This is a genomic window from Sphingomonas trueperi, from assembly GCF_011927635.1.
GTDB lineage: Bacteria > Pseudomonadota > Alphaproteobacteria > Sphingomonadales > Sphingomonadaceae > Sphingomonas > Sphingomonas trueperi.
In genome coordinates this window covers 542,287-555,249 of record NZ_JAATJB010000001.1, presented here as the reverse complement: position 1 = coordinate 555,249, position 12,963 = coordinate 542,287, and the positions used below count along the sequence as shown (strand labels likewise).

Here is a 12,963-nt window from a genome sequence, read left to right as displayed (position 1 = left end):
CGGTTGCACCCGACTCGCCCTTTCCCTAGGAGACGATCATGTCCGTCCGCATCGCCCCCTCGATCCTCTCGGCCGATTTCGCACGGCTCGGCGAGGAAGTCCGCGCCATCGACGCCGCCGGCGCCGACTGGATCCATGTCGACGTGATGGACGGGCATTTCGTGCCCAACATCACCATCGGCCCCGCCGTGGTGAAGGCGCTGCGCCCGCACTCGGCGAAGAACTTCGACGTGCACCTGATGATCACGCCCGTCGATCCGATGCTCGCCGCTTTCGCCGAGGCCGGTGCAGACACGATCTCGGTGCACCCCGAGGCGGGCCCGCATCTCCACCGCACGCTCCAGACGATCAAGGCGCTCGGCAAGCGCGCCGGCGTGGTGCTCAACCCGTCCACGCCGGTGGACGCGGTCGATTATGTGATGGACCTGGTCGACCTGATCCTGGTGATGAGCGTCAACCCGGGCTTTGGCGGGCAGAAGTTCATCGAGAGCCAGCTGCCCAAGATCACCGAGCTGCGCCGCCGGATCGAGGCGAGCGGCCGCGCCATCGACCTCGAAGTCGATGGCGGCATCGACCGCGAAACCGCGCCCAAGGCGATCGCCGCCGGCGCCAACGCGCTGGTCGCGGGCACCGCGACCTTCACCGGCGGTCCGACCCAATACGCCGCCAATATCGCGGCGCTGCGCGGGGCTTGAACGACCTGACGCCGGACTCCGCGGCCGACGGAGTCGAGGAAGGCAAGCGGCTGATCCGGGTAGGCGGCGACCGCGGCCTTTCGCTGGCTGACCGGATCGCCGATCGCTTCCAGCGGCTCGCCTGGCGCTCCCCCTTTTATGCGATGCGGCTGAAGGGCCGGCACCCGCTCAAGCTGCTCACCGCCGCCGACGATCCGTTCTTCGGCGATCCGCAGCGCGGCAACGCGCTGCTCGACGGCGAACTGCGGCTCTGCGGGGAGGTGCGGCCAATCGAGACGCTCGATTTCGCCAAGCCCGACTGGTCGCCCGCCTTCACCCAGCATCTCCAGGGATTCGCCTGGCTGCGCGACCTGTCCAGCGTCGCCACACGGCAGCAGGGCGCGCCGATCGCCGAAGACCTGATGCGCCGCTGGCTCAAGGTGCATGGCGAACAGGTCGCGGACCCCGCCTGGCGCCCCGATCTGGTCGGGCGGCGCATCCTCGCCTGGGTGGCGCATGCGCCGCTGATCCTCTCCTCCACCGACCAGGTCTATCGCTCGGGCGTGATGCACGCGCTGGCGCGCGGTGCCCGCCATCTCGACCGTAGTGCCGACAAGGTGCCGGCGGGTGTCCCCCGGCTGGCGGCCTGGGCAGGCCTGACCGTCGCGGGGCTGGTGCTGCCGGGCGGCGATCCGCGCCGCGCCTTTGCTGAGGCGGGGCTCAACCGCGCGATCACCGCCTCGGTCTATGAGGATGGCGGCACCGTCGGCCGCTCGCCGGACGGCCAGCTCGACGCGATCCAGCTGATCACTCTGCTGTGCGAGACCTATGCCGCCCGCCGCATCGAACCGCCCGCCTTCGTGCTCGGCGCGCTCAACCGGATGGTCGCGGCGCTGCTCGGCGTCTGCCACGGCGATGGCGGGCTCTCCAGCTGGCAGGGCTGCGCGCCGGTAAGCGGCGAGTGGATCGAGCAGGTGATCGAGGCGACCGGCGTGCGCACCCGCCCGCTGAAGCAGGCGCGCGACTGGGGCTATCAGCGCCTTTCGTGTGCCGGCACGGTGCTGATCCTCGACGCCGCGCCCCCGCCTGACGCCCGTGTCGCCCAGACCGGCTGCGCCTCCACCCTGGCCTTCGAGCTTTCGGACGGCGCGGACCGGATCGTCGTCAATTGCGGCGGCAGCCGCGCCGCCGATGCCCGCCTGCCCGCCGAGCTGGTCCAAGGCCTGCGCACCACCGCAGCGCATTCGACGCTGACGCTCGACGACAGCAACTCCACCGCGATCCATGCCGACGGCACGCTCGGCCGCGGGGTGAGTGAAGTCGAGCTGGTGCGCCAGGAGACCGAACACGCTAGCCGCATCGAAGCGGCGCAAGACGGCTATGTCCGCCGCTTCGGCCTGCTCCACCGCCGCGAGCTGACCCTGTCGCACGACGGGCGCGACCTGCGCGGCGAGGATCTATTGCTCCCCGCGGGCAAACGCCGCATCGACTCCAAGCCCTTTGCGGTGCGCTTCCACCTCGCCCCGCAGGTCGAGGCCTCGCCCACCGCCGACGGGCATGGCGCGATCCTGCGCACCGCCTCGGGCATGCTCTGGCAGTTCCGCGCCAAGGGCGGCACGCTGGCGATCGAGGAGAGCCTGTGGATCGACGCGCGCGGCCGTCCGCATGGCACCCAGCAGCTGGTGATCCACGGCGAGACGCCCGCCGGCGGCGCCAGCCTCAACTGGGTGTTCCACCGCTCCAAATAGGGCTTGCCCCGGCGCGCCCGATTGAGGAGAGGGGCGGGCCATGGACATCAAGATCACCCGCGCGCTCCTCTCGGTCTCCGACAAGACCGGGATCGTCGAACTCGGCCAGGCTCTGGCTGCCCAGGGCGTCGAGCTCGTCTCGACCGGCGGCACCGCTACCGCCCTGCGTAACGCAGGCCTCACGGTCCGCGACATCTCGGACCTGACCGGCTTCCCGGAAATGATGGACGGCCGGGTGAAGACGCTGCACCCCAAGGTGCATGGCGGCCTGCTCTCGGTTCGCAACAATCCCGAGCACCAGGCCTCGATGGCCGAGCATGACATCGCGCCGATCGACCTCGTCGTGGTCAACCTCTACCCCTTCGCCCAGACCGTCGCCAAGGGCGCGGATCGCGACGAGATCATCGAGAATATCGATATCGGCGGCCCGTCGATGGTGCGCTCGGCCGCGAAGAATCATGAGTCGGTGGCCATCGTCACCGATCCGGCCGATTACGCGCTGGTGATGGGCGGCACGACCACGCTCGATCAGCGCCGCAAGTTCGCCGCCAAGGCCTATGCCGCCACCGCGGCGTACGATGCGGGCATCGCGCGCTGGTTCGCGACGGTCGACCAGGGCGAGACTCTGCCCGAAACGCTGCCGCTCGCGCTCGTGAAGCAGGCCGATCTGCGCTATGGTGAGAACCCGCATCAGTCGGCGGCCCTGTACGTGCCCCAGCGCGTCGTCGGCGACGGGATTGCCCAGGCGCGGCAGCTCCAGGGCAAGGAACTGAGCTACAACAATTACAACGACGCCGACGCCGCGCTCGAGCTGGTCAGCGAATTCCGCGACGGCCCGCCGACCGTGGTGATCGTCAAGCACGCCAACCCCTGCGGCGTGGCGAGCGGCGCGACGCTGGCCGAAGCCTATGCGGCGGCGTTCGCCTGCGACACCGTCTCGGCGTTCGGCGGCATCATCGCCGTGAACCGCCCCCTCGATCGCGCCACGGCGGAGGCGATCAGCGGCATCTTCACCGAAGTGGTCTGCGCGCCCGACGCCGACGACGAAGCACGCGCGATCTTCGCCGCCAAGAAGAACCTGCGCCTGCTGCTGACCGGGGAACTGCCCGATCCGGCACGCGGCGGCCTGATGCTCAAGTCGATCGCCGGGGGCATGCTGGCCCAGTCTCGCGACAACGGCATCGTTACGCGCGACCAGCTCAAGGTCGTCACCCAGCGCCAGCCGACCGAGCAGGAACTGGCCGACTGCCTGTTCGCCTGGACGGTGGCCAAGCACGTGAAGTCGAACGCGATCGTCTATGCCAAGGACGGCAGCACCGCAGGCATCGGCGCCGGCCAGATGAACCGGCTGGAAAGCGCCCGCATCGCCGCTTGGAAGGCCAAGGACGCCGCCGACAAAGCCGGCTGGGCAACCCCGCGCACGATCGGCTCGGCCGTGGCGTCGGACGCCTTCTTCCCCTTCGCCGACGGCCTGCTGGCGGCGGTGGAAGCGGGCGCGACCGCGGTGATCCAGCCGGGCGGGTCGATCCGCGACGACGAAGTCATCGCCGCAGCCGACGAAGCCGGGCTGGCGATGGTGTTCACCGGCATGCGCCACTTCCGGCACTGAGGCGCACGCGCCGCGCCTCCGATGGGGGCGCGGCGTTGCGACACCTACCCGTCACCCCCACGAAGGCGGGGGGGCCATTGGCGCTGGGGCGGCGGTCCTTTCCCCAGACGTTCGGGCGAATGGATTCCCGCCGCCTGCTTCGCCGAGGCAGGAAACGCTTACGCCGCCTCGCCGGCCATCGCCTCCGCCGCTGGCACCTTGCGGAACAGCGCGCGGTCTTCCGGGCCGAAGCCGAAGCGGATGATCACGAACAGGAAGGTGAGCAGCATCGCCGGCATGCCGAGGCTCATCTCCGCCCATTCAAAGCGGTGCGGGAGCGAGGTGAAGGCGGCGCCGACCAGCCCCGCGATTGCCATCGCCGCAAAGAAGCTGGGGCGGATGCTTACCACCGGCGCGCCGAGCTTGGCCTGGAGCAGCAGGCCCTTGGCCACCGAGCCGATCGTCAGCGAGAGCGCCAGCGCTACCGCCGGCGCGGCCGATTGCACCGGCACCGACCAGCCCTGTCCCCGCGCCACGAAGATCAGCACGAAGCTCAAGGCGATCTGCAGCATCAAAACGCCGATCGAGATCGCCAAATTGGTATGCCTGGCAATATATACCAACGCCGTCTCGCACACCGCGCCGGGCGAGGCGAGCACTTCCGAGAACAGCAGGATGCACAGCACCGCCGAGCCGATCACGAACTCGCGGCCGAGCAGCCCCATAATCCCCTCGGCGGGAATCGAGAACATTACCGCAAGCCCCGCCTGCGCGCAGAGGATCCAGAAGCCCACCTGGCGCACCTGCCGCGCCACCGCCGGCCGGTCGCCCGCGGCGAGGCTCTGGGTGATCACCGGCCCCAGGATCGGGTCGAAGCTCGATTTCAGCCGCTGCGGCACCGAGGCGACCTGCTGCGCCATGTAGTAGATGCCGACCACCGACGGCGCGAACAGCAGCCCCAGGATGAAGCGATCGACGTTGCGCGTCGCCCATTCGATGGCGTCGGCCCCCGCCAGCGGCGCGTTGCGCCGCGCCAGTCCCCAGATCTCCGCCAGCCGCGGCCGCCAGCCCACCGGCAGGCCATATTCGCGCACGAACGGCACGATCGAGGCAACCAGCGCCGCGCTCATCGACAGCACATAGGCCATCAGCAGCCCGTCGCGCGCCGAGACGAAGGAGAATACCCAGGCGGCGATGCTGATCGTCCAGGGCTCGATGATCGCGCGCGCGGTCACCGAGGCGCCGATATTGTGGCGATAGGCAAGCGCGGACAGCGACACGTCGGACAGCGCGATCGCAATCACCACCACCGGCAGGAACCGCTCGAGCCCCATCACCGGGCTGTTGGGGAACAGCGCCTGTGGGAACAGGATCATCACGCCGCTCGCGATCAACGCCGCGACAAAGGCAACGACCATCGCGTCCCATACGACATGGGTGTGCGGGCGGTCGGTGCTCGAGAGCGCCTGCGCCAGCCCGCGCTTGAGGCCGAGCGTCGCCACCAGCGCGACGAACTCGATGACCAGCACCGCGATGGCGTACCGCCCGACGATCTCCGGGCCATAGGAGCGCCCGGCGATGAACAGGAACGGCAGCCGGGCGACCAGCCGGATGATGAAGCCGAGCATGTTGGTGCGCCCGCCCTTGGCGAGCGCGTTGATATCCCTGGACGCGTCCCCCTGGCTCAATGCGCGGCGCCCCAGCTGGGGCCGACGCCGATCTCCACGCCCAGCGGCACGGTGAGCTGGATCGCAGGTTCGGCAGCGGTGGCCATCACCCGCTCGATGATCGGCCGCGCGGCCTCGACATCGCCCTCGGGCAGCTCGAACACCAGTTCGTCGTGCACCTGGAGGAGCATGCGGACTTGGGTGAGCCCTGCCTCGCGCAGTGCCGGGACCATCCGCGCCATCGCGCGCTTGATGATGTCGGCGCTGGTGCCCTGGATCGGCGCGTTGATCGCGGCGCGCTCGCTGCCCGCGCGCTCGTTGGGGTTGGAGGCCTTGAGCCGCGGGAAGTGCGTCTTCCGGCCGAACAAGGTGGTGGTGTAGCCGCGCTCCTTCGCCTCGCGTAGCGTGTCGGCGATGTAGCGGTTGATGCCCGGGAAGCGCTCGAAATAGCGGTTGATCATCGCCTGCGCCTCGTCCGGCGTCACGTCGAGCCGGCCCGCGAGGCCCCAGCGTGAGATGCCGTACAGGATCGCGAAGTTGATCGTCTTGGCGCGGCCGCGGGTGTCGCGGTTCACCTCGCCGAACAGCTCCATCGCGGTCAGGCTGTGGATGTCGTCCCCGTTCGCAAAGGCGGTGCGCAGCGCCGGCACGTCGGCGATGTGCGCAGCCAGCCGCAGCTCGATCTGCGAATAGTCGGCCGAGAGGATGACGTTGCCCGGCTCCGCCACGAACGCGTCGCGAATCTGGCGGCCGGTCTCGGTGCGCACCGGAATGTTCTGCAGGTTGGGATCGGTCGAGGAGAGCCGCCCGGTCTGCGCGCCGGTCAGGCTGTAGCTGGTGTGGACGCGGCCGGTATGCGGGTTGATCTGCGCCTGCAGCGCATCGGTATAGGTCGATTTGAGCTTGGAGAGCTGGCGCCAGTCGAGCACCTTCAGCACCATCTCGCGGCCGGGAGAATCCTTGTCGGCGGCGATGCGCTCCAGCTCGTTGACATCTGTCGAATAGACGCCCGACTTGCCCTTGCGGCCACCCTTGATCCCCATCTTGTCGAACAGCACGTCGCCCAGCTGCTTGGGGCTGCCGATGGTGAACTTGAAGCCCGCGATGACGTGAATCTCTTCCTCCAGCGCGGCGATCTGCTGCGCGAAATCGGAGGAGAGTTTCGACAACACCCCGGCATCGACCTTGATGCCGGTGCTTTCCATCTCGGCGAGCACCGCGACGAGCGGGCGATCGACGCTCTCATAGACCCGGGTCACGCTCTCATAGGCGAGCCGGGGCTTCAATCGGCGCCACAGCCGCAGCGTGACGTCGGCATCCTCGGCGGCGTAGCGGGTCGCGGCCTTGAGATCGACCTGGCCGAAGCTGAGCTGGCTCTTCCCCGTGCCGACGACGTCCTTATAGGCGATGCAGCTGTGCGCGAGATGGGTGGCGGCGAGCTCGTCCATGCCGTGGCCGTGCAGCCCGGCATCGAGATCGAAGCTCATCACGATCGTATCGTCATAGGGCGCGACGCGGATGCCGGCGCGGCCGAGCACGATCATGTCGTACTTGAGGTTATGGCCGATCTTGAGGACGGCGGGGTCCTCCAGCAGCGGCTTGAGCCGGGCGATCGCCTCGGCGCGGTCGAGCTGCACCGGCTTTTCGGCGAACATGTCCGTCCCGCCATGGCCGAGCGGGACATAGCAGGCGAGGTTGGGCGCCAGCGCCATGCTGACCCCGACCAGATCAGCCTGGGTCGCATCGAGCCCGCTCGTCTCGGTATCGATCGCCACCCAGCCCTGGTGGCGCGCGGCGGTGATCCAGCGATCGAGCGCGTCCATGTCGGTCACGGTCTCGTAGCCGTCATGGTTGCAGGGCGGGTCTTCCTCGACGCCCGGCGCCGCGTGCACCTCCACCGGCGCATCGGCGACCGAGGACAGGCGCGAGAGCAAGGTCTTGAAGCCGTGATGCTCGAGGAACGCGCGGAGCGGTGCATCGGGGATGCCCTGCAGCTCCAGCGCCTCCAGCGGCTCGGGCAGCGGCACGTCGCAGGCAAGCGTGACAAGCTTGTGGCTCAGCCGGGCGAGGTCGGCATGCTCGATCAGATTGTCGCGCAGCTTGCCCTTCTTCATGCCCGGTGCTGCGGCGAGCACCGATTCGAGATCGCCATGTTCGAGGATCAGCTTGGCGGCGGTCTTGGGGCCGACGCCCGGCACGCCGGGGACGTTGTCGACGCTGTCGCCCATCAGCGCGAGCACTTCGCCGAGCTTCTCCGGGCCGACGCCGAACTTTTCGCGCGTGTCGTCGGGCCCCATCCGCCGATTGTTCATCGTGTCGAGCATGTCGACGGAAGGGTCCGTCATCAGCTGCATCAGGTCCTTGTCGGAGCTGACGATCGTCACCTGCCAGCCCTGCGCCAGCGCCGCCTTGGTGTAGCTGGCGATCAGGTCGTCGGCCTCCCAGCCCAGCTCCTCGATGCAGGGCAGGCTGAAGGCGCGCGTCGCGTCGCGGATCATTGGAAACTGCGGGACCAGATCTTCCGGCGCCGGCGGGCGGTGCGCCTTGTACTGGTCGTAGAGCTCGTTGCGGAAGGTATGCTCGGACTTGTCGAGAATCACCGCCATATGGGTGGGCCCATCGGCCTTGTGGAGCTCGTCGGCGAGCTTCCACAGCATGCTGGTGTAGCCGTACACCGCCCCCACCGGCTCGCCATGCTTGTTGGTCAGCGGCGGCAGCCGGTGATAGGCGCGGAAGATGTAGCTGGAGCCGTCGACGAGATAGAGATGGGGCATGGGCGGGAGATAGCAGCGCGGTGCGCCGCCGTCATCCCGCCGATGCCTCTGTTTTAGGCCCCAGTTTTAGGCTCTGTTTCAGGCGCCCAGCTGATGCTCGGCGACGACCGCGCGCACCACGCCCTGCATCAGCAGCTGGCGCTCGTTGATCGGCCGCGGCGTGTCGCCGATCATCACCGCCAGCGCATAGGAACGACCGTCGGGCGCGGTAAGCAGCGCGACGTCGTTATAGCCCGCGGTGCGCCCAAACAGGTCCTGCCCGGTGCCGGTCTTGTGGGCGAGCTGCCAGCCCGGCGGCAGCGCGCCGCGCAGGCGGTACTTGCCGGTGTGCGAGGCCTGCATGGTCGCGATCAGCCACTGGGTGGAGACGGGCGAAAGCAGCTCGCCGCGCTTCAGCCGCGCGAGCGCGCCCGCGATGGCGAGCGGCGCCGCGCCGTCGGGCGGATCGGCGACGTAGCGCTGGAAGGCGGCGACGCGCGTCGCGCGGGGCAGCTGGGCGCGGGCGACGGAGAAGCTGTTGCCCATCGAATATTCGGGCTTCCAGGCGGGCAGCCCCGAGGTGCCGAGCTGGAGCAGTTTCTCGCCCGGCCCGAAGCGGATCGAGCCGAGCGCATTGCGCGCGATGAACGATCGCACCGCCGGCGGCCCGCCGACAAGACGCAGCAGCTTGTCGTTGCAGGTATTGTCGCTCATCGTCAGCGCGCGCCGCAGGATCTCGCCCACGGTGCTCTGATAGCCCTGATCGCCCTTCACCAGCGACGCGACGGGCTGGTGGAACAGGGTGAAATCGGCGCGGGTGATGACGAGCGGGTCGTTCAGCCGGATGCGGCCCTGGTCGACCTGGTCGAGCACGGTCATCGCCACCCACAGCTTGGAGACGCTCTGCTGCGGCAGCTTGCGCGCGCCGCCCTGCGAGGCGGTCCAGTTGCGATCGACGCTGGTCACCGCGATGCCGACGACGCCGTCGAAATCATGCGCGATGTCCGAGAGACGATTCACCAGGCCCGGGGGCGGCGGCACTTCGGGGCGGGGCGCGGCCTGGGCACGCGGGATCGGCATCAGCACGCCGTAATTGGGCGCAGGCAGATAGGCGGCGAGTTCGGGGTGTTCGTGGACGGCGCAGCCCAGCAGCATCGCAGGGCCAAGCCCCGCAACGGTCAGCGCACGCTCGACTTTCGAAAACCGGATCTTACGCACCGCAACCAACCTCTTGCCCACCTCCATCATGTGACGGCCCCTAAGGGCGGCAAAGCGCGGGATTCCCGCAATGCGACGAAGCGAGTCGGAGGAGCGACGAGGCGTGGACCTCCCGGAATCGCAATCAAGGCACCAGCACCGTGTCCACCGCCTCCGCCAGCGTCTCCGGATAGTCGAGCGTATAGTGCAGGCCCCGGCTCTCCTTGCGGTGGAGCGCCGAGCGGACGATCAGATCAGCGCTTTCCAGCAGGTTGCGCAGCTCAATCAGGTCGGGGGTGACGCGAAAATGGCCGTAATAGTCGGCGACTTCCTCGCGCAGCAGCTTGATGCGGTGCGCGGCGCGCTCCAGCCGCTTGGTGGTGCGGACGATGCCGACATAGTTCCACATGAAGCGGCGAATCTCGGTCCAGTTCTGCTTGATGACGACTTCCTCGTCGGAATCGGTCACGCGGCTCTCGTCCCAGGGCCGGATCGCCGGCGGCGGCGCGAGCTCGCCCCAATGCGCACTGATGTGATTCGCCACCGCCTCGCCGAACACGAAGCATTCGAGCAGCGAGTTGGACGCCAGGCGATTGGCGCCGTGCAGCCCCGACTGGCTGACCTCGCCCGCGGCATAGAGGCCCGGCAGGTCGGTCCGCCCGTCGCGATCGATCACCACGCCGCCGCAGGTGTAATGCTGGGCGGGGACCACCGGGATGGGCTCCTTCGTCATGTCGATGTCGAGGTCGAGCAGGCGGTGGTAGATGGTCGGGAAATGGTGCTGGACGAAGTCCGCGCCCATATGGCTGATGTCGAGATGGACATAGTCGAGGCCGAGCCGCTTGATCTCATGGTCGATCGCCCGCGCCACGATGTCGCGCGGCGCCAGCTCCAGCCGCGCGTCGAAATCGGGCATGAAGCGGTGCCCCGCTTCCTCGCCGGCATCGGGGGGCAGCAGCAGGTGGCCGCCCTCGCCGCGCACCGCCTCGGTGATCAGGAAGTTCTTGACGTCGAGATTGTACAGGCAGGTCGGATGGAACTGCATCATCTCCATGTTCGAGATGCGGCAGCCCGCGCGCCACGCCATCGCAATGCCGTCCCCGGTCGCGCCGCGCGGGGCGGTGGAGAAGAGATAGGTGCGCCCCGCCCCGCCCGTCGCCAGCACGGTCGCCCGGGCGGTGAACAGCTCGACCCGGTTGGTCGCGCGGTTGAAGGCATAGACGCCCCAGACATTGCCCGCGCCCGAATAGCGGAGTTCGTGCCGGCTGGTGGCGAGGTCGATCACCACCATGTCGGGCACGAGCGTGATGTTCGGATGCGCCTGCGCGGCGCGGAGCAAAGCGGTCTGCACGGCGAGGCCGGTCGCGTCGTCGACATGCGCGATGCGGCGATGGCTGTGGCCGCCCTCGCGGGTGAGGTGCAGCGCATTGCCCTCGGTATTGAACGGCACCCCGAGCTGGACCAGCCGCTCGATCGCGGCGGGCGCATTCTCGACCACCATCTCCACCGTCGCGCGATCGTTGAGGCCGGCGCCGGCGACCATCGTGTCCTCGATATGGCTCTCGAAGGTGTCGCCGTCTTCCAGCACCGCGGCGATGCCGCCCTGCGCCCAGGCGGTCGAGCCCTCGGCAAAGCCGCCCTTGGCCAGCACCGTCACCTTGAACCTGTCCGCCAGATGGAGCGCGGTGGTAAGCCCCGCCGCGCCGGAACCGAGGACCAGGACATCGCTTTCGTGGGTGGTGTCGGACAAAGAGGCACTCCTTTGCGGCGCTTTAAGCCCGCATGGGGCGGGTTCCGCAATCCCTACCCTTGGACCATAGGGGTTAGCGAAGAGGAGAGATGCATGCGGTTAGGCTGGTGGATCGGAGTGGCGGCGCTGTTCGGCAGCGGCTCGGCGCAGGCGGCGACGTGTCGGCTTGGGCCAGCGGGGACGACGGTGCCGGTGGCGATCGAAGGCACCGGGCGCTCGATGCTGGTGCATGTGCCTGCCGGTCGCAGCGCCGCCCGGCTGCCTTTGGTGTTCGTGTTCCACGGCAGCACCGGCAAGGGCCGCGACATCCTCGACCAATCGAAGCTGGAGGCGACCGCGGACCGCCACGGCTTCCTCCTCGCCGCGCCCGATGGCGGCATTCCGGCGGAAGGCGGTTTCGTGTGGAACATCCCGGGCGTGCCGACGGTGACCGGCAAGATCCCCGGCCCCGACGATGCCGACGACGTCGCCTTCGTGCAGACCGCGATCGACCAGCTGGCGACCAAGGGCTGCGTGGATCGCGCGCGCATCTACGCCACGGGCTATTCGGGCGGCGGGCGGATGACCTCCTGGCTCGGCTGCGTCGCGGCCGACCGCTTCGCCGCGATCGCCCCGGTGGTGGGCCTGCGCGCCGGCAATCCGCGCAAGGACCTGCCCCGCGTCCCCGATCCGGCGACCTGCACGCCATCGCGGCCGATCCCGGTGCTGGCCTTCGCCGGCGATGCCGACACCACCAACCCCGTGCAGGGCGGCGGCGCGGGCTATTGGCAGTACACGATGCACACCGCGCTGGTCCGCTGGGCGGACCTGAACGGGTGCCGAGTTGGGCCGGTGGAGCGCGAAGTTTCGACCGACGTGAAGGAGGAACGATTCAGCCGCTGCTCGGGCGGCGCGGACGCGGCCGGCCGGGTGAAGCAGGGCGCGGGCCATGTTTGGGTAGCGGACAATGAGGCGATGTGGAGCTTCTTCGCGAAGCACCGGCGGTGAGCAGGTCTGATATTAAACGGGACGCCGAGCCCAACCTCGTCGCGGGCGGATGGCTCTAAGCAACCGCCGATGGTGGGGAAACTGGCAGCGCCCTCCTGACATCGGTTGCGTTGTGCGCGTTCGGACCAAATGCCAAGGTGGCTTCGTGACCACTCCATCTGACCGCGCGCGCTTCGACCGCCTCTTCGAAAAAGCCCTTAGAATCCGTCATGAACGAAAGATCGGGGTGTGGCGGCCGATAGTTTGGCATCTTGCCTTGCGCCATTATCCAGATGCCATGATAGAAATAGCTGACTTGCTTGCCGAGGGCGACGACCTGGGCGCATTCGGCAAGGCCGCAGACCCGTTCAGCCCTGCCGGCCTGTATCGGCGAGCTTGGGCAAGCGGGAACGCCAGAGCTGCGGCGAACGCCGCCGTGAGCAGCTTCAATCGCAACGACATGTTGAACTATCGCAGGTGGCTACACCATGCGGCCAACGCTGGCGGTACAGAGGCTGCGGCGGAGTTACGAAGCTTTGAAACGCGCCTGTGGCACGGAGCGGCTCGAAAAATTAGACGTCTGCGGCCGTATCAGAAGCGGGACCGGTCAAGGTAACGCG

Annotated in this window: 9 protein-coding genes; 5 read left to right on the top strand and 4 right to left on the bottom strand. The window is 68.5% G+C overall.

The genetic code is table 11. The features are described from left to right. The first annotated feature begins 38 nt into the window (after positions 1-38). Genes rpe through purH form a run of 3 tightly spaced genes read left to right on the top strand, consistent with a single transcriptional unit; the run spans position 39 to position 4,031 of the window. Positions 39-695, top strand: coding sequence for a ribulose-phosphate 3-epimerase (gene rpe, locus GGR89_RS02550; RefSeq protein WP_125973216.1), 657 nt, complete (start codon positions 39-41; stop codon positions 693-695). Further along, positions 692-2,422, top strand: coding sequence for a heparinase II/III family protein (locus GGR89_RS02545; protein WP_125973214.1), 1,731 nt, complete (start codon positions 692-694; stop codon positions 2,420-2,422). Before rpe ends, GGR89_RS02545 begins: the two co-directional genes overlap by 4 nt. 40 nt (positions 2,423-2,462) lie before the next feature. After that, positions 2,463-4,031, top strand: a complete 1,569-nt coding sequence (gene purH / locus GGR89_RS02540; protein WP_125973212.1) for a bifunctional phosphoribosylaminoimidazolecarboxamide formyltransferase/IMP cyclohydrolase — start codon at positions 2,463-2,465, stop codon at positions 4,029-4,031. Between the two features lie 158 nt (positions 4,032-4,189). Here the strand turns inward: purH and GGR89_RS02535 are convergent, their stop codons facing one another. The 4 genes from GGR89_RS02535 to nadB all read right to left on the bottom strand — a co-directional run bounded on the left by GGR89_RS02535 (position 4,190) and on the right by nadB (position 11,377). Further along, positions 4,190-5,638, bottom strand: coding sequence for a lipopolysaccharide biosynthesis protein (locus tag GGR89_RS02535; protein WP_164521686.1), 1,449 nt, complete (start codon positions 5,636-5,638; stop codon positions 4,190-4,192). 56 nt (positions 5,639-5,694) lie between these two features. Further along, positions 5,695-8,451 carry a DNA polymerase I gene (gene polA / locus GGR89_RS02530; RefSeq protein ID WP_125973207.1) on the bottom strand — a complete coding sequence of 919 codons (2,757 nt, stop codon included), beginning with the start codon at positions 8,449-8,451 and terminating at the stop codon, positions 5,695-5,697. Between the two features lie 78 nt (positions 8,452-8,529). Beyond that, positions 8,530-9,639, bottom strand: coding sequence for a serine hydrolase (locus GGR89_RS02525; RefSeq protein WP_241217825.1), 1,110 nt, complete (start codon positions 9,637-9,639; stop codon positions 8,530-8,532). A gap of 133 nt (positions 9,640-9,772) precedes the next feature. After that, a complete protein-coding gene (nadB, locus tag GGR89_RS02520) occupies positions 9,773-11,377 on the bottom strand; it encodes an L-aspartate oxidase (protein WP_125973205.1) in 1,605 nt (534 codons plus the stop codon). Positions 11,378-11,470: 93 nt separating this feature from the next. On the opposite strand from nadB, the gene GGR89_RS02515 reads away from it, so the two are divergent. After that, complete coding sequence (locus GGR89_RS02515; RefSeq protein WP_125973203.1) at positions 11,471-12,364, top strand: CE1 family esterase; 894 nt, start codon at positions 11,471-11,473, stop codon at positions 12,362-12,364. A gap of 145 nt (positions 12,365-12,509) precedes the next feature. Continuing rightward, the gene (locus GGR89_RS02510; RefSeq protein ID WP_125973201.1) at positions 12,510-12,959 is read left to right on the top strand and encodes a hypothetical protein; all 450 of its coding nucleotides are present in this window, start codon (positions 12,510-12,512) and stop codon (positions 12,957-12,959) included. The last annotated feature ends 4 nt before the right edge of the window (positions 12,960-12,963 follow it).